The sequence below is a fragment of the Picosynechococcus sp. PCC 7003 genome (genome assembly GCF_001693255.1).
Classification (GTDB): Bacteria; Cyanobacteriota; Cyanobacteriia; order Cyanobacteriales; family MRBY01; genus MRBY01.
Genome location: NZ_CP016474.1, coordinates 135,549 through 153,026, shown reverse-complemented (window position 1 = coordinate 153,026; position 17,478 = coordinate 135,549). Strand labels below are relative to the sequence as shown.

General features: G+C 50.5%; 11 protein-coding genes. 6 read left to right on the top strand and 5 right to left on the bottom strand.

From position 1 onward, the window contains the following. Positions 1 to 108 precede the first annotated feature (108 nt). A complete protein-coding gene (locus AWQ21_RS00740) occupies positions 109 to 3,342 on the top strand; it encodes a PAS domain-containing protein (RefSeq protein WP_083997936.1) in 3,234 nt (1,077 codons plus the stop codon). A gap of 79 nt (positions 3,343 to 3,421) precedes the next feature. On the opposite strand, the gene groL is transcribed toward AWQ21_RS00740, so the two are convergent. From groL to AWQ21_RS00720, 4 genes are all read right to left on the bottom strand, one after another. Beyond that, positions 3,422 to 5,089 carry a chaperonin GroEL gene (gene groL, locus AWQ21_RS00735; protein ID WP_065712890.1) on the bottom strand — a complete coding sequence of 556 codons (1,668 nt, stop codon included), beginning with the start codon at positions 5,087 to 5,089 and terminating at the stop codon, positions 3,422 to 3,424. Between the two features lie 211 nt (positions 5,090 to 5,300). Then, positions 5,301 to 7,061, bottom strand: coding sequence for an NFACT family protein (locus tag AWQ21_RS00730; protein ID WP_065715145.1), 1,761 nt, complete (start codon positions 7,059 to 7,061; stop codon positions 5,301 to 5,303). A 57-nt stretch (positions 7,062 to 7,118) separates the two neighbouring features. Further along, the gene (locus tag AWQ21_RS00725; protein WP_198159668.1) at positions 7,119 to 7,700 is read right to left on the bottom strand and encodes a hypothetical protein; all 582 of its coding nucleotides are present in this window, start codon (positions 7,698 to 7,700) and stop codon (positions 7,119 to 7,121) included. A gap of 22 nt (positions 7,701 to 7,722) precedes the next feature. Further along, positions 7,723 to 9,324 carry a YcjF family protein gene (locus tag AWQ21_RS00720; protein ID WP_065712889.1) on the bottom strand — a complete coding sequence of 534 codons (1,602 nt, stop codon included), beginning with the start codon at positions 9,322 to 9,324 and terminating at the stop codon, positions 7,723 to 7,725. 279 nt (positions 9,325 to 9,603) lie between these two features. Here AWQ21_RS00720 and AWQ21_RS00715 point away from each other — a divergent pair, with 279 nt between their 5' ends. The 5 genes from AWQ21_RS00715 (at position 9,604) to rppA (ending at position 15,001) form a co-directional block, all read left to right on the top strand. Continuing rightward, positions 9,604 to 10,206 (top strand): DUF3611 family protein, encoded by a 603-nt coding sequence (locus tag AWQ21_RS00715; protein ID WP_065712888.1) that lies wholly within the window; start codon positions 9,604 to 9,606, stop codon positions 10,204 to 10,206. A gap of 29 nt (positions 10,207 to 10,235) precedes the next feature. Continuing rightward, the gene (locus AWQ21_RS00710) at positions 10,236 to 10,607 is read left to right on the top strand and encodes a DUF565 domain-containing protein (RefSeq protein WP_065712887.1); all 372 of its coding nucleotides are present in this window, start codon (positions 10,236 to 10,238) and stop codon (positions 10,605 to 10,607) included. Positions 10,608 to 10,736: 129 nt separating this feature from the next. Next, entirely contained in the window at positions 10,737 to 13,202 is a 2,466-nt protein-coding gene (locus tag AWQ21_RS00705) for an ATP-dependent Clp protease ATP-binding subunit (RefSeq protein ID WP_012305779.1), read from the top strand. Between the two features lie 197 nt (positions 13,203 to 13,399). Beyond that, positions 13,400 to 13,813 carry a DUF4278 domain-containing protein gene (locus tag AWQ21_RS00700; RefSeq protein ID WP_065715143.1) on the top strand — a complete coding sequence of 138 codons (414 nt, stop codon included), beginning with the start codon at positions 13,400 to 13,402 and terminating at the stop codon, positions 13,811 to 13,813. A 504-nt stretch (positions 13,814 to 14,317) separates the two neighbouring features. Beyond that, a complete protein-coding gene (gene rppA, locus AWQ21_RS00695) occupies positions 14,318 to 15,001 on the top strand; it encodes a two-component system response regulator RppA (protein WP_065715142.1) in 684 nt (227 codons plus the stop codon). Here rppA and AWQ21_RS00690 read toward each other — a convergent pair. Continuing rightward, on the bottom strand, positions 14,998 to 17,424 hold the full coding sequence (locus tag AWQ21_RS00690) for a transglycosylase domain-containing protein (RefSeq protein ID WP_232315013.1): 2,427 nt from the start codon (positions 17,422 to 17,424) through the stop codon (positions 14,998 to 15,000). The two genes, rppA and AWQ21_RS00690, sit on opposite strands and share 4 nt — an antisense overlap. Between the last annotated feature and the right edge of the window lie 54 nt (positions 17,425 to 17,478).

Genomic DNA, 17,478 nt, shown 5'->3' with positions numbered 1-17,478 from the left:
ACAGCAAGAAACATCGCTTGATAAGATAAAAATTATATCCCGAAGACTTGATACATCAAAGTTGGTTTGTGTCGCTCCCTGCCGCTGCCATCTTTCAGCTTGTGTGCCATGTCAACAGCACTTCCACCACGGTTTCCAGTGCCCGAAATTATCGCCAGTTTGCTCTATCCGCCAGTCATTGTTGGGCCTGATCTCTCCCTCCCAGCCTTGAGCGATCGCTTCTGTGCCGATCCTCAGCTTGTCGGTGTACTGGTTATGGCCGACGAACAGCTCCTTGGTACCGTCTGCCCAGGGGATATTTTAAGGGCGATCGCCCAAGGAAAAAATCCCCAAACGGCCACCGCCGCAGAGATTATGCAACGGCCCGCACCGACCTATCCCGTGGCCGCCCTCAACCAAATCGAACCGCTGTGCCAATACTTCGCTCAACAACAACTTGCTTGGTTAACCCTTGTTGATCACCAGGGGAAACCCGTGGGGATCTTATCTGGCGATCGCCTTGCCGAATTACGCCAACACCTCAACCCAGAACCAGCCGCCGCCCCAGAATACAGTCACCATGAACTGAAATTTTTTGAAGAAATTCTTGAAAATGCCTTTGCGGGCTATTGGGACTGGGATCTTGTCAGCAATAGAGAGTATCTCAGCCCCAGTTTTAAGCGGATGTTTGGCTATGCAGATCACGAATTGCCCAACCGCCCAGAATCCTGGCAAAAACTGATTTTTCCCGAAGATCTCCAGAAAGTTAACCAAAACTTGCAACAGCACATTGGGAGCCATGGCGAAATTCCCTTCTGTAACGAAGTCCGTTATCGCCACCGGGATGGCTCCACTGTCTGGGTGCTTTGCTCTGGCAAGGTTATTGAATGGGATGACCAAGGTCAACCGCTGCGCATGATTGGCTCCCACATCGATCTCACGCCTTACAAACGCTTTGAAGAACGCCTCAAACGCAGTGAAGCCTCCCTCCAGGAAGCCCAACGCCTGGCCCATATCGGTAGCTGGGAAGTCGATCTCACCACCGGTAATCTCTCCTGGTCGCCGGAACTATTGCGGATGTTTGGCCTAAACACGACCCAAGGGCCGCCCTCCTACGATGAACATTGGGCATTAATTCACCCCGATGACCAAGAACGTCTCAAGCGCTGCGTTGAAACGGCGATGCGCACGGGCGAAAGCTATGTGGTTCAATACCGTGCCCAACTCGCCAATGGACAAATTTTCTACCATGAAGCGAGGGGCAGTAGTCGAAAAGATGCCTCTGGTAAAACCATTCGTTTTTTTGGAACAGCCCTCGATATTACTGAGCGAGTCCTCGCAGAACAAGCCCTCCGGGAAAGTGAACTCCGCTGGCAATTTGCCCTAGAAGGTTCTGGGGACGGGGTCTGGGATTGGAATGCCCAAACGAACCATGTCTTTTTCTCGCGGCAGTGGAAAGCGATGTTGGGCTACAGCGACGCGGAAATTGGTGACACCCTGATGGAATGGGAAAGTCGTATCCACCCAGATGATTTGGCAATGACTTATCGAGCAATCCAGGCTCACCTTGATGGTCAGACAGAAGCCTATCGCAGTGAACATCGGGTGCGGTGTAAAGATGGATCCTATAAGTGGATTTTAGACCGGGGTAAGGTGATCGAGTGGACGCCGGAAGGAGAGCCCTTGCGGATTATTGGCACCCACAGTGATATTGGCGATCGCAAACAGGCAGAGCGGGCGTTGATTGATGCCAAAGAAGCCGCAGAAGCAGCCGCCCATGCCAAAAGTATGTTTTTAGCCACCATGAGCCACGAAATTCGGACGCCCATGAATGGCATTATTGGCATGCTGAATTTATTACTCTACAGCGAAGATCTCAACGCAGAACAACAAGAACACGCCCACATTGCCCTTTCTAGTGCCGAATCTTTACTGATCCTGCTGAACGATATTTTAGACTTCTCGAAGATGGAAGCCGGGAAGTTGCAACTAGAAGTGGTGGATTTTGATCTCCATCAGTTCTTTGAAAATTTCGCGAAGTTGATGGCCTTTGCGGCCCAAGAGAAAGGTCTACAGCTAATTTTTGATTTGCGGGGTTTGCAACATAGTGCTATCCAAGGGGATCCTGGGCGTTTACGACAAATCCTGACGAATCTGGTGAGTAATGCCATTAAATTTACCGATCAAGGGGAGGTGATTGTTCGCTGTCAAACGGAGCGGGTTGGCGATCGCCTCGATTTTACCTGCTCAGTGATGGATACTGGCATTGGCATCGCCGCCGAAAAACTCAATGATCTTTTTGAGCCTTTTACCCAGTTGGATGCGGGAACCACCCGCCGTTATGGTGGCACAGGGCTCGGTTTGGCCATTACCCAGCGTCTTTGCCAAGTGATGGGGGGCACTGTTGAAGTGGTTAGTACCCCAGGGGAGGGGAGCTGTTTTACCTTTACCCTGGGGTGTGGGGCGGGACGTTCCCAAATGTCGCGGATGACAGCCAATAGCTTGCAGGGGCTAGAAATCCTCGTCGTAGAGGAGCAGCAAAACCAACGGGAAATTTTGTCCGACGAACTCAAAGCCTGGGGTGCCACTGTCCAGGTAGCAGCGAATGCCCAGGAGGCGATCGCCCTCTGGCAAACCCAGCCCCCCACCACCGAAACGCCCCTCCTGATCCTGGATCATTCCCTGAGGGATATGGACGCCCTCACCCTCGCCCAAAATCTCCAACGGCTTTATCCCCATAAAAACTGCCAATTATTACTGCTCACCACGTTTCCTTACAGTCCCACCGATCCCCAAAGCTTCCCCCAACTCACGGCCACCCACCACCTCATCAAGCCGATTTTATCCCGTCCCCTATGGCAGGCCTGTCGGCGTTTCTGTGAAAACTTCGCCCCGCCAAAACCGAAAGTCCTAGACTCCATCTCTCAACCCACCGCAATTCATCCAAAGCAAAAAATCCCAGCCCGTCTCCTCCTCGTGGAAGATAACCCCGTCAATCAAATTATTATTCGGGGCCTCTGTCAGCAGTTTGGTTTTTCTATCGATGTTGCCATGGGCGGCACAGAAGCCCTACGGATGCTCCAGGCGGCTCCAGAAAATCAGCCTTACCGTTTAATTTTGATGGATTGCCTCATGCCCAAGATGAATGGCTTTCAAACGAGCCAATATATTCGCCAGGGTGAAGGCGGCGATCGCCACCGACAAATACCGATCATTGCCCTCACTTCCACCCTAGGAGAAGCCAGCCAAGAGCAGTATTTGGCAGCGGGCATGAATGACTATCTCAGTAAACCCCTCAATCCCCAAACCCTCCGGGAAACCCTTAATCACTGGTTACAGGAACAGTCCCTGATAACCGACTAATTTCTGGCCCAAAAAACAAAAAAGCACCCCGGAGGGTGCCCAATTCAGATGATGAATCTTTAAAGGGGTTTAGAGAAAATTACATCATTCCCATGCCAGGCATTCCCATGCCGCCCATGCCACCCATACCGGGCATACCACCACCCATGTCAGGGGCAGGAGCTTCAGGTTCGGGCTTTTCAACGACGAGGGCTTCAGTCGTAATCACCATCCCGGCAATGGATGCGGCATTTTGCAAAACAGAGCGGACGACCTTCGCCGGATCAATAATCCCAGCAGCAATCATATCGACATACTCGCCAGTAGCGGCATTGTAACCAACGTTGAAGTCACTGGTACGCACCCGTTCCACAACTACAGAACCTTCGGCACCAGCGTTATCAGCCAATTGGCGCAGAGGCGCTTCTAGGGCGCGGGCAACAATATCGACACCAAGCTTCTCTTCGTCGCTACTGAGGCTTGCTTTCACTTCAGCAACTTTTTCAGCAAGGTGAATTAGGGTTGTGCCACCACCGGGAACAATCCCTTCATCGACAGCGGCTTTGGTGGCGTTGAGGGCGTCTTCAATGCGAAGTTTGCGGTCTTTGAGTTCGGTTTCCGTCGCTGCACCAACTTTAATCACGGCCACACCACCAGCGAGCTTAGCGATCCGCTCCTGGAGTTTTTCCATGTCATATTCGGAGTCGGTTTCAGCCAGTTGCTTACGGATTTGACTAACGCGGGCGTCAATGTCAGCCTTGCTGCCGCCACCGGAAACAATGGTGGTGCTTTCTTTGTCGATGGTGATTTTTTCGGCATTACCGAGCATATCAAGGTCAATGGCTTCGAGGCTGAGGCCCACTTCTTCGGAGATGACGCGCCCCCCAGTGAGGACAGCAATGTCCTGGAGCATTTGCTTACGGCGATCGCCAAAGCTGGGAGCCTTGATTGCAGCGGCATTGAGCACACCACGGGCTTTGTTCACAACAAGAGTAGCGAGGGCTTCCCCTTCGAGGTCTTCAGCAACAATTAGCAAAGGGCGACCGGAACGAGCCACCTGTTCGAGGGCGGGCACAAGGTCGGCGATCGCCGAAATTTTCTTATCGGTGATCAGGATGTAGGGATTTTCAAATTCAACGATTTGCCGTTCCTGATCGGTGACGAAATAGGGGGAGATGTAACCGCGATCCAGTTGCATCCCTTCGACCACATCCAGTTCGGTGGCGAGGGACTTGGACTCTTCGACGGTAATGACACCATCCTTGGTGACCTTAGCCATGGCTTCGGAGATCATCCGGCCCACTTCTTCGTCGTTCCCAGCGGACACAGCGGCAACCTGGGCGATCGCATCTCCTTCAACGGGCTTGGCGATCGCGGCCACTTCCTTCACGAGGAACTTCACCGCCGCATCGATACCCCGGCGTAGGGCCACAGGGTTTGCCCCAGCAGTCACATTTTTTAAACCTTCGCGGATCAAAGCTTGGGCCATGACGGTGGCAGTGGTCGTGCCATCCCCAGCACTGTCATTGGTTTTCGCTGCCACTTCCCGGATTAACCGTGCCCCCGTATTTTGGAGCGGATCACTGAGTTCGATATCCTTCGCAACGGTGATCCCATCATTCACAATTTGGGGCGCACCATACTGCTTTTCGAGGAGTACATTCCGACCCTTGGGGCCGAGGGTGATTTTTACCGCATCGGCAAGGGCATTAATCCCTGCTTCGAGGGCGCGTCTAGAGTCATCCTTGAAAGAGACAATCTTAGCCATAGGAGTTTGCGTTATAAAGTTTTACGTCACTAGCAAATTTAGCACTCCTAGGGGGCGACTGCTAATGTTTTCTGGTTTCGGCGACGCAAACGGACCAAAAGCTTTTAAAAAAGGCTTTTCAAGCAATTTGTCTTCTGTGCATACATATTTTTCTAAAAAAATCAAGTGAGGGATCTCATACCTTTCCCCCCAATGAACCGAAACCCTACCCCTACTTTTTCTCGGGCTGATCTGTTGATTGGGTAAATTTGGCGATCGCCGCCTTGGCCCGTTGGGGTTGACCCCAGAGAATCGTTTCCTGTTTATAGATGCACATCCCTGGTTTAGCCCCCTTGGGCTTATAGACGTGCTTGGGTTTTGTATAAATAATGGGCACCTGATCACTTTGACTGGCGCGACTGTAATAGGCTGCAAAATCCGCCGCCCACTGCAATTCCGCCTCATCGGGAACTGCGCCAGGTTGGAGCCGCAGCAGCACATGGCTACCGGGGATTTCTTGGCTATGGAACCAAAGATCATAATCGTTGGCAATCCGAAATGTTAGATGGTCATTTTGTTGGTTGTTGCGACCGATCCACAGTTCGGCTCCCCCTGGGGTGCTGTAAATGTGGGGTTTAGAAACTTCTTGTTTAGCAGTGGGTTCCCGATTAGTTTTGAGGTAACCTTCGTGGATAAGTTCTGTCTGAATTTCTTGCAAGGCTTCCAAATCAGTGGCATTTTCGTAATGGGCGATTTGTCCCAAGCTGGCTTCAATGTGTTCGAGGTAATGGATCTCTGTTTCTACTTCCTCTAAAAGCGGTTGCACAATGTGATTTGCTCGCTTTAGTTTTTGATGTTGTTTATAAAAAGCCTGGGCATTTTGGACGGCATTTTTATCGGGCTGAAGGGGGATTTTAACGCGATCGCCTGAGGCAAAATCCGTTAAGACAATTTCAGTCAAGCCCGGTTGCCATTCATGTAGATAGGCCATGAGTAAATCGCCGTATTGACGGTATTGATCCGCTTCGGTGGATTCTGTGAGACGCGTTCGAAAAAGTTGGGCTTTTTGCTGCAATTTTGCCAACAGGAGACTAATTTTCTGGTTTAGTTGGTGGTGCAGTTGCTGGAATTGTTGTTGATTAAGACGACTTTGGTAATAGTGATTGAGAGTTGGCTGTAAGGGCAAACAAGGGTCATTCGGCTGCCAAGGTACTACTTGATATTGGTTGTCCTGGAGCGTTAAACAAAACTGTCGCTGTTCTAGGCAAGTGAGCCACCGTTGCCACTGCTGAAAAAGATTTTCCCAATCGTGAGCGGTGAGGCTATCCGTCGTTTGCTCAGGAGTTAATTGGGCCGCGCGAACTATTCCTTCTAGGAGAATAGGGCTCACACCCCGGTAATTTTCAAGCAGTTGTTTTTTTAGGGATTTGGGTAATAAGGCGATTCTTTCTTGCCAGCGTTCCAAGGATTCTGTGGTGCTGGGCGCTGTTTTTGTCAAAGCCGGGGGAAATTCGTAGGGTTGGCCGGTTTGGACGGGGCGGACGGTGGAGCGATCGCCACTGATTTGTTGGGCGGTGGTGACAATTTGCTGGTCGGCATTGGCGAGGATTACGTTGCTGTGTTTCCCCATAATTTCAACGTACAAATGCCATTGGGGTGGATCACCGGGGCGACGACCAAACTGAAAATCTACGACCCGTTCCCAGGGCTGGATCAATTCAATCCCCAGCAAGGCTGAACCTTTAATCAAATGGCGCAGTTGGTCGCTAAAGGTGAAGGTATCAGGATCCCTGGGGGGGCGATCGCCTAAATGGATTCTTGCGGCCTGGGGGTGCCACGACAGCCAGAGCCATTCCCGTTTTTCGATGGTACGCAGGGCTAAACAGAGGGTTTGGCGGTCGTACTGATAAACCTGTTCGAGGCGCGCCGGCACCCAGTCCCGTTGCAATTCCGTGACCAGGGCCACCAAGGTTGTGTAGTCGACTGCCTGAATTTTCATTATTGCTCCAATCTCTCCAATGCCGATGTCACCGATGCGCAGTCTTGGATCTTAGGGGCTTTCGCTAAAACTATCTAGGTAAGCGCCGATATATTTTTTCATCCGCTCGATGAAATAGGCCGAAAACAGTTCTCCATAGTCCGCTTCCACGAGGGCGATCGCTTCATTTAAACGTTGATGACCACAGGCGATAAACTGCGCCGTAGAAATGGCATGGAACTGCGACTCTGCCCCTGGCACATTATTTTTAAACGCATCAATATAAAGTCCCCGCACGCGCCGCACATAGTCGGTTTCCCAATCGCTAAATTCAACTGTGCCGATGCTGGGAAAGGTCAGTTCTACATTTTTCATAAAGCCCATCACCATGTTCATACATTGCCGGGTCTGCTCGATGGAAAGAGCTTGGTCTGCGCCGCGCCGATAGGCCCATTGGGTGATGCCATTGGTCACTTCGAGGGCGCGCAGTTTTGCCAATTTCTCCAGGGTTGCCGTCGGGAAGCGATCAAGATCTTGCAACTGCTGTTCAATTTCGGCCTGGAAACCAGCAAAATCCGTCTCGAAAAATTCTTTGAGTTCGTAAATCTCCGCTAATTTTTGCCAGTCAATCTGTCGCTGTGGTGTCATGACCATGCCTAAAATTCCTGCTCAAAATCTACCAATCATCCCGCCGTCGCCGTTGGGGTGCCGTCCATTCCAACTCCGCCAATTCTGGGTCTTCTTCCAGTTCAATTTGCCATACTTCCTTAAAGGGATTGACAACTTTGAGGATCGCATCGCCGACGAAATCTTTGACAAACTCATCCTTTTTACTGAGCTTAAATTGCTCTTGCACCACTTCTGTAATCCCTCCATCGCCCCAATCCTGGTCATGGCGGAAATATTCAATGAAACTCTTGCCCGCAATGCGTGTGAGGTAGGCCGCCGTTACCCCTTGAATCGCTTTTCCCACAAGGTAAGTGGCGATGTTGGTTTGGAGAATCTTCGCGAGGATTTCTACCGCGCCTTTGACGACCCCCAAGCTGACGAGGGTTTTCCCAAGAGAAACGGCCAATTCTTTACCGCGATCGCCATCAATTTCGCAGCCATAAACCCGACCAATTTCCATCACCATCTGGGCATTCACTGCCGCCGTTGCCAGCATATCCACCACGGGCAAAGGAGTTACGGCGATCACCCCAGCGCCGATCCACTGGTAGCGTTCGATCACCTGTTCAGCTTGTTTTTTCCGTTGGTGTTCGATGATTTTGCGGGCTTCTTCCCCTAGGCGTTGGGATTGCAATAAGAGATTATCGGCGAGGAGATCATCTCCTTCGGCTCGCAGCACCACCGCTAAACGTTTCACCAAAGGCATCACGTCCGGCTCTGGGGTAAATATTTCACCATCTTCTAGTTCAACAGGTTGGGGATTGGCACAGACTAAAACCACATCCTGGGGATTGATCAGGTGTTGCACTTTTTCCTTGAGGCGATCGCCAATCAGTTGTTGATCGGCGTCTGGATACACATCGATTTTGTTAAATACCAACAGCGATCGCTTACCAATTTCAGCCAGCTCACAGAGGGGATCATATTCCGATTGCCGCAGATCGTTATCCACCACGAAAATCAGCAGATCCGCATTGGTCGCCAACTGCCGCGCTAGGCGATCGCGTTGAATGCCCGCTTCCCCTGCTTCTAAAATCCCCGGTGTATCTGTGATCAAAATTTGCCGATTCACCCCCTTTAGCTTCAGGCGATAGGTCTGCCCCGTTTGGGTGGTACCCATGGTCGCTTCGACATTGCCCACCATTTGCCCAATTAGCGCATTCACCAAAGATGTTTTCCCCGCTGATCCCGTACCAAATACAGCTACCTGTAGCTCTTGGCGCTCAAAATTCGCCTGAATTTCTTGGGAACGATTCAGGAGCACTTTCTGGGCGACTTTATCTTGGATTTGGTTGACTTGCTGTTGAATGGTACGCAGATTTGCCGCCGCCACCTCTGTTTTTTCCGTGGGCAGTTGGGGCTGATAATTGACAACTTTCCGGGGCGATCGCCCCTTTTGTTTGCGGCCAAAAAGATTGAAATAACGCCAAAATGTCCAGAGAATGAGGCCAATTAGGGCAATAAGCACTAAAATCAGCAGATTTGCCAGAAACGGCGCCGTAAAGGACACCTGGAGATAGAGACGATAGAGGGAATTCACCAACCACAACATTAGCCCCAGAATAATACTCAGGCCAATGAAAAATAAGGTGAGGCGAATCGGGTGCATTAAGGCGCAAACTCTTTAAAAAAACCTGATGACCATCATAGCCTGTCCCCTTTCGCCGAGGCTGCTGTAACCCTTAGTTCACCTGACTCCCATTGTTCGTTTCCGGTTGTTTGGTCACTATTGATCTCGGTTATAGGCATCAAATTCTAGACAAGGGAGTGCTGGTTGGCGTTAGGGGCGATCGCCTTTTCCCTTTTGGCAACCCAGCAGTTGGTATAAGAGAATGGAGCAAAAGAAAATTCTGACCCTGCAGACATAACCCCATCACCACAAACTCCTATGAAACGCGATTCCTACGGTGCTTTAGCGGGCGCATCGATCCCCGCCGCCATCCTCCGAGCCTCGGCTACTCTCAAACTCGCCGGTAATATTGGCTTCTGGGTGCAGATTATCCTCGGTGTTGTTGCGGCGCTCATCCTCCTCTTTGCCAGTGCAAGCCTAGTCGGTAGTGATGCCACCAACGCGACCCAAGATATTCGCTTTAGCCAGGGCAGCAGCTTTGGTCTATTCTGTGCTGCCGGCGGGATTATTGCCCTCATCGTGAGTATCTTTTTCTTTTTCCGCTACAAAACCATTGCCCGATTGATGCTCGCGGGTGATAGCTCCCTCCGGCCCAAAAAATCCTACACCATTCAAACGATTAAATTTGGTCTCTTGGCCAACCTCCTGGGCATGATGTTTGCGATCATTGGTGCCGAAGCCTTTGTGGGGCTTGTCCTGGGTAAATCCTTGACCATTCCCCAGGGGGCGGTTTTTTCCAATACATCCCAGCTGATTCAACCGAAAGATTTATTTATCATCTTGGCGAATACCCACACCATCGCCTCCCACTTCACCGGGATTGTCATTGCCCTCTGGCTTCTCGATCGCTTGAACAAGTAATAATGTCCTCACCGCTCCCAACGTGACCCATGCAACGTACCCGACTCAATCTCCTCCTGGGGGAAACCCTGGGTCAATTTACCAGTTTCTTCCAAAATCCATGGCGCAAAATGGCCTTACTTGTCATTTTTCTACTGTTTGGAAACTTTGTTGCTGTGGTTTTTCCGCCGGCCATCGGCCAAACGACCACTTGGGATCCCATGGTCGCCGCTGGGATTATTTTTCTGGCTGAAGTAGTCAATTTTCTCTACTACAAAAAGGGCGATCGCCAAATCGTTTCCCAAAAAGCTGCCACAAACACCGCTGCATCCCAAAACCGACTCTTTTTTCAACTGGTGCATGTTTTTAAAATTGGGCTTCTGTATGGCCTCACTGTCTCCGCCATTAACGTCGGTTCGTAGCGAATGTTACCAGGGCTTGCCAAGGGGGAGAAACCGTATCAGAATCAATTGTTCTAGGCATCAACCAAAAATTTCCCCTGTGCTAGAATCAACTCTACATAGGGACTAGCAGCAGGTAAAAAACAGGTCATGTTTGAACGCTTCACAGAAAAAGCTATTAAGGTGATTATGCTTGCCCAAGAGGAAGCGCGTCGCCTTGGTCACAACTTCGTTGGTACGGAGCAAATCCTCCTCGGTCTCATTGGTGAGGGGACTGGCGTTGCCGCTAAGGTACTCCGGTCTATGGGAGTTAATCTCAAGGATGCCCGCATTGAGGTAGAGAAAATCATCGGGCGGGGTTCCGGCTTTGTGGCCGTTGAAATTCCGTTCACTCCCAGGGCAAAACGGGTTTTAGAACTCTCCCTCGAAGAGGCTCGCCAATTGGGTCATAACTATATTGGCACGGAGCATTTGTTACTAGGCTTAATCCGTGAAGGGGAAGGAGTTGCTGCCAGAGTCCTCGAAAATTTAGGGGTTGACCTCTCCAAGGTACGCACCCAGGTGATCCGGATGCTCGGTGAGACCGCAGAAGTCGCAGCGGGTGGCGGTTCCTCTCGGAGTAATAAGACCCCGACTCTTGATGAGTTTGGCTCGAATCTGACCCAACTAGCCAAGGATGGCAAGCTTGATCCCGTAGTTGGTCGCCAAAATGAAATTGAACGAGTGATTCAAATTCTCGGTCGCCGCACGAAAAACAATCCGGTGCTAATTGGTGAACCAGGGGTCGGTAAAACGGCGATCGCCGAAGGTCTTGCCCAAAGAATTTCCAATGGGGATGTGCCCGATATCCTCGAAGAAAAGCGCGTTGTTACTCTCGATATTGGGTTACTCGTCGCTGGCACGAAATACCGGGGTGAATTTGAAGAACGCCTCAAAAAAATCATGGATGAGATTCGTCAAGCTGGGAATGTGATCCTGGTGATTGATGAAGTCCATACCCTGATTGGTGCAGGTGCTGCGGAAGGGGCGATCGATGCAGCAAACATCCTCAAACCAGCCCTTGCCCGTGGCGAGTTGCAATGTATCGGTGCGACCACCCTCGACGAATATCGTAAACACATTGAACGGGATGCAGCCCTAGAACGGCGTTTCCAGCCTGTGATGGTCGGGGAACCTTCCGTCGAAGAAACCATCGAGATTCTCTTTGGGCTGCGGGAACGCTATGAACAGCACCACAAGCTCAAAATCCTTGATGAAGCCCTTGATGCAGCCGCAAAATTGGCAGACCGTTATATTAGCGATCGCTTCTTGCCCGACAAAGCCATTGACTTGATCGACGAAGCGGGTTCCCGTGTCCGGTTAATCAATTCTCAACTGCCCCCCGAAGCGAAGGAACTAGACAAAGAATTGCGCGATGTCCTGAAGCAAAAGGATGAAGCGGTTCGTTCCCAAGACTTTGACAAGGCGGGTGAACTGCGTGATCGCGAAATGGAAATCAAGACCGAAATTCGGGCGATCGCCGCCAGCCAAAAAGAGAAAAACAGCGATATCGATGCCGTTGTTGATGCCGAAGAAATCGCCCACATCGTTGCGTCTTGGACTGGAGTACCGCTCAACAAACTCACCGAGAGCGAATCCACCAAACTGCTCAACATGGAAGATACCCTGCACCAGCGGCTCATTGGTCAAGAGGATGCCGTTAAAGCAGTATCCCGCGCCATTCGTCGGGCCCGCGTTGGCTTGAAAAACCCCAACCGTCCCATCGCCAGCTTTGTCTTCTCTGGCCCCACTGGAGTTGGTAAAACCGAGTTAACCAAAGCCCTCGCCGCCTACTTCTTCGGTTCTGAAGATGCCATGATCCGTTTGGATATGTCTGAATTCATGGAGCGGCATACCGTTTCTAAATTGATCGGTTCCCCTCCCGGCTATGTCGGCTACAACGAAGGCGGTCAGTTAACAGAAGCAGTCCGCCGTCGTCCGTATACCGTGATTCTCTTTGACGAAATCGAAAAGGCGCACCCTGACATCTTCAACATGCTGCTGCAAATCCTTGAGGATGGTCGTTTAACTGACGCGAAAGGGCGCACAGTAGACTTTAAGAATACCTTGATTATTTTGACCTCCAACATTGGCTCTAAGGTGATTGAAAAAGGTGGCGGTGGCCTCGGCTTTGAATTCGGCGAAGATGCAGCAGAATCCCAGTACAACCGGATTCGCTCTCTGGTCAACGAAGAACTGAAGCAATACTTCCGCCCAGAGTTCCTCAACCGTCTTGATGAAATTATTGTCTTCCGTCAGCTCAACAAAGAAGAGGTTAAAGAAATCTCCGAAATTCTCCTTAAGGATGTCTTTAAGCGCCTTACTGAACAGGAAATTGAGTTGCAAGTCACCGACAAGTTTAAAGAGCGGCTCGTGGAAGAAGGCTACAACCCATCCTATGGTGCCCGTCCGTTACGTCGAGCAATTATGCGCCTGTTAGAAGATGTCCTCGCTGAGGAAATTCTTTCTGGCCGCGTTGGTTCTGGCGATACGGCGATCGTTGACATCAATGAAGAAGGTAAAGTGGCCGTCAGTAAAGCTGCGAAACCTTTGGAATTGGCAAAACAGCCTGGTTGATACTGACCGATCCATTGCCTGTCAGCAACCCTAACTTTGATTAAACATAAAATGCCAAGAGGAGCTTGCAAGCTCCTTTTTTATTGTTTACACATCCAGGAAGAATCCTTAAGTTTTCCTGATTTTTTCGAGAAAATTCAGGATGCAATGTAACAATGGTTACAGCAAATGTTTTAAAACACAGTGAGGAAATTTCTATGAAATTAACATATCGTGGTGTTTCCTATGATTCTCTTCCCGCAACCTTAGAAGTGACGGAAGGAGATATTTTAGGTCGTTATCGTGGACAAGTGGTGCGGCGACACTGTGTAACACAAACAGTTGATCGTCCAGATGTCGAGTCCGTACTTCTCCATTATCGGGGCGGCACCTACGCGATTCAGCAACCTGTGGTTAAAGCAACAGCCCAACAGCAACAGGAAGCGGCAGCCGCAGCTTGTCCGGTACGGGTGCCACAGCTCTCTAAGTTAATGGGTCAAGACGCCCGGCGCGTGCACCTGGAAAATATGCGTCGCAGTTTGGAACGGCGGATCCGCACGGCCCAAGCCCAGGGAGATGAGCAACTGATTACCCTTTTACAACAGGAATCTCATGCTTTATCTTCGGTTTAAACGGTGATTTTGATTTGAACTTTAGCGCGGCAGTCCCTATCTCTCTTTAGGGTATTAGGGTAGGGAAGGATAGCGCGGTGATGTAGCAAAGCGGAATCACCAACCAGTGTGGAAATAATATGCTATGACAGTAGCCACATTGATCACTTAAAGAGAATCAATGCAGCTTAGGTTAATTTAGCCTGGGCAAGGGGTCAGGAACTGGCCTCTTTAGACGCAGAGCTGCCTAGCTCTACCGATTGCGGAAGCATGAGGCAACTAGGAGCGATGAAGCGTCGGAAACTCCATGCCTCTTAGGCTGGAGTAGTTCATCTCTTTCTGACTCTGGTGATGAAACAAGGTAAATCTCCCCAGTAATCGTAACAGTAACAGTAAGAATAATGAGCATTGATTGGGAGTGGGTTTAAGCTGCTCCCTTTTTTATTGAGAAAATGGTCGGCGATCGCCTTGGGTTAGGTTTCCTTCTTCAGGAATAATGGAAATCAAGGTGTTTTGGACATGACCATGCGCATTTTGTTGGTGGACGATGAACGGGAATTACGGGAAGCCCTCAGCCAAGTGCTACAGCGGGAAGGACATACCGTTGAATTGGCAGAAACTGGCCAACAGGGGCTAGAACTGGCCTGTGATCAGGAGTATGATCTGCTGATTTTGGATTGGATGTTGCCGCAATATTCAGGGGTTGAAATTTGCCAACGGGTGCGATCGCTGGGGCGCACAACACCTATTTTATTTCTAACAGCCAAGGATACGGTGGATGACCGGGTCTCTGGTCTAGATGCCGGAGCTGATGATTATTTAGTCAAGCCCTTTGAGTTACGGGAGCTACTGGCCCGGGTGCGGGCTTTATTAAGGCGATCGCCGGGGGGAGAGCCACCTAATCGTTTAAAAATTGCCGATCTCGAACTCGATGTGGCTAATCAAATGGCCTACCGTGCGGGCCGGGCCATCCGCCTCTCGGATCGGGAGTTACAACTCCTGAGCTATTTTATGGAGCACCCAGCCCAACTCCTGACCCACGATCAAATTTACCAACATCTCTGGCTAGATGGCGATGAATCTCCCAGTAGTAATGTGCTGGCGGCCCTGGTGCGCTTGCTACGGCGTAAGGTGGAAGCGAAAGGTGATCGCCCCTTAATCCACACCATTTACGGGAAAGGATATTACTTTGGTGAGCACAATACCTAGGGAGTCGCTTCCTTCTTCTGAATAACAGGGGGAGCCGGCACCTCGACATTCGTAGGTGCTGGTCTTGGGGCCGCAGGCGGGCTCGGTGGTGTTGCGGTTGGTGCCGCCGGTCGATTATTACTGGGCAATGGTGCTAAAGGAGGCACAGTATCTCCTGGATTACTAAAGTCAAAGGCTGGTGCTGTGGGTTGAATTTTGTCGTTATTAGCAACGGCTTTCTTGGTGATTGTCTCAGTTGTTGCCGTATTGGTCGTAGTTGTACCTGTAGCAGTTGTCGTGCTTGTTGGTTGTTTCCGATTTTCAGTGCTTGGGGAGGAAGCTTGGCTTGTTGTGTTTCCAGATGCAGCCGTAGGTTTTTTGCTGCTTTCGGTGGCGATCGCCTTTGTTTTTTTCGCGCCCCCTTGAATGGGTTCTGCGGCAATAGAACCCACGCGATTATTTAAATTAGGTAATGGGGGAAAATCCTCTACTGCCATGGAAGCAGCAATCTGGCGCATTGCATCACCCCATAGGCGTGCTGCCGTACTACTCGCCCCCCAGGTGGGTTTATTATCATCATTGCCGAGCCAAACCCCTGTCACCATTTGGGGGATATAACCAATGAACCACAGATCCCTTGATCTGTCAGTGGTTCCCGTCTTGCCCGCAACAGGACGACCAATATTGGCTTGGCTGCCTGTGCCACTACTGACGACATTTCTTAGCATATAGGTCATGATGGCAGCACTATCAGGATCAATGGCTTGGATCGGTTTTTGCTTTGCTTGGTAAATAACTTTGCCATTGCGATCAAGGATTCGACTAATCCCATACACCGGCTGATGAACTCCCCGATTAGCTAGGGTGCCATAGGCGGAAGTCAGTTCCAATAGATTAACTTCCCAAGCACCTAGAGCAAGGGAATAGGTTGGCTGCATCTCCGACTCAATACCCATGCGGTGGGCGAGGCTAATCACGGGATCCCAACCCACATCAAGCATGAGATTTAGGGCAACGGTATTCACTGATTGGGTTAAGGCTGTTGTCAGAGGAATAGCCTGGTTACTGAATGTTCCTGATGCATTTTTCGGACGATAACCGTCAATGCTAAATTCTTGATCGACGTAGGCTGTACTTGGAGACATTCCAGAGGCGATCGCCGCCGCGTAGACAAACATTTTAAACGTCGAACCCGGTTGCCGTTGGGCTTGGGTGACGCGGTTATATTGATTATTTTCAAAATCTAAACCCCCGACCATCGTTTTAATCTGGCCACTGCGGGGGTCGATGCTCACCATTGCAGCCTGTTCAAAGCGTTGGTAGCGCCCGTAATTCGTAATCCCCTTGGCCACAGCGGCCTCTGACCACTCCTGCCACTGGGGATTCAAGGTCGTTTCAATGACAAAACTGCCCATTTCCAGTTGTTCCGGCGAAAGATATTGCTTTAGTTCTGCCTTCACATAATCAGCAAAATAGGGGTATTTGCGCAGCAGGCGTTGGGGCGTTTGCCGATTCGTTTCAATGGGGGTGGCGATCGCCGCTTCATACTCCGTTTGGGAAATATAACCCTCTTCCCACATCCGCTCTAGCACCTGATCCCGCCGCACTGTCGCCGCCTGGAGATTCACAAACGGCGAATATAAACTAGGGGCTGGGGCTAAACCCGCAAGCATCGCCGTTTCTCCTAGGGTCAACTCGTCTAAACTTTTACCAAAATAAACCCAAGCCGCATCCGAGACACCATAGGCCCCAGAGCCCAAATAAACCAAATTTAGATAACTTTCTAGGATCTGCTCCTTGGAGAACTGCTCTTCTAATTTCGTTGCCAAGCGCATTTCCTTGACCTTACGCGCCAAAGTCATGTCCTGATTCAAAAAGACAATCCGCGCCACTTGCTGCGTAATACTGCTGCCCCCTTCTACGACTCTCCCCACCCGAAAGTTCATGTAGGCAGCCCGGGCTACCCCTTGCAAATCCACCCCAAAATGCTCATAGAAGCGTCGATCTTCACTGGCAATAAATGCCTCTGTTAAAGTCGTCGGAACAGCCCAAATTTTGACTCTGTCATGGGAAACCGGCCCAACCTCTTCAATGACGCTGCCGTCTGCTGCTTGAATCGTTAAGGTGCCAGGACGAGTATAAATTAAGATTTCATCAACATTTTCCGGTACCAGTGCCTCTAGTTCTTGCCAGCCTCGGTACATGAGAACGCCGCCACTGCCAACCCCAAGTACGAGTCCTGCCAACAGCCAAAGCCGCCAACGTCGTCTTTTCGAGCTTCGTTTCGGCTTTTGTGGCGATGAGTCTTTATCTACAGCAGTTTGTGTTAATTCTCCCTCGTCCATAGCTTTCATTTCAACACTTTGTAAATCATGTTCAGAGCTAGTCCCAGGTTGTGACCCACTCTGTAATTGGTTGGTGTTGTCTTCTAGGGGTTGGGACACTGACTTTCTGACAAAATTAAACACGCCGAAATCCTCTAAGCATGGCTTAAACTA

Excerpts from the sequence above, each read along its gene's own strand:
- rppA (WP_065715142.1), top strand. The coding sequence starts at position 14,318 with ATGCGCATTTTGTTGGTGGACGATGAACGGGAATTACGGGAAGCCCTC.
- AWQ21_RS00740 (WP_083997936.1), top strand. The coding sequence starts at position 109 with ATGTCAACAGCACTTCCACCACGGTTTCCAGTGCCCGAAATTATCGCC.
- AWQ21_RS00705 (WP_012305779.1), top strand. The coding sequence starts at position 10,737 with ATGTTTGAACGCTTCACAGAAAAAGCTATTAAGGTGATTATGCTTGCC.
- AWQ21_RS00710 (WP_065712887.1), top strand. The coding sequence starts at position 10,236 with ATGCAACGTACCCGACTCAATCTCCTCCTGGGGGAAACCCTGGGTCAA.
- AWQ21_RS00715 (WP_065712888.1), top strand. The coding sequence starts at position 9,604 with ATGAAACGCGATTCCTACGGTGCTTTAGCGGGCGCATCGATCCCCGCC.
- AWQ21_RS00725 (WP_198159668.1), bottom strand. The coding sequence starts at position 7,700 with ATGGTCATGACACCACAGCGACAGATTGACTGGCAAAAATTAGCGGAG.
- AWQ21_RS00700 (WP_065715143.1), top strand. The coding sequence starts at position 13,400 with ATGAAATTAACATATCGTGGTGTTTCCTATGATTCTCTTCCCGCAACC.
- AWQ21_RS00720 (WP_065712889.1), bottom strand. The coding sequence starts at position 9,324 with ATGCACCCGATTCGCCTCACCTTATTTTTCATTGGCCTGAGTATTATT.
- groL (WP_065712890.1), bottom strand. The coding sequence starts at position 5,089 with ATGGCTAAGATTGTCTCTTTCAAGGATGACTCTAGACGCGCCCTCGAA.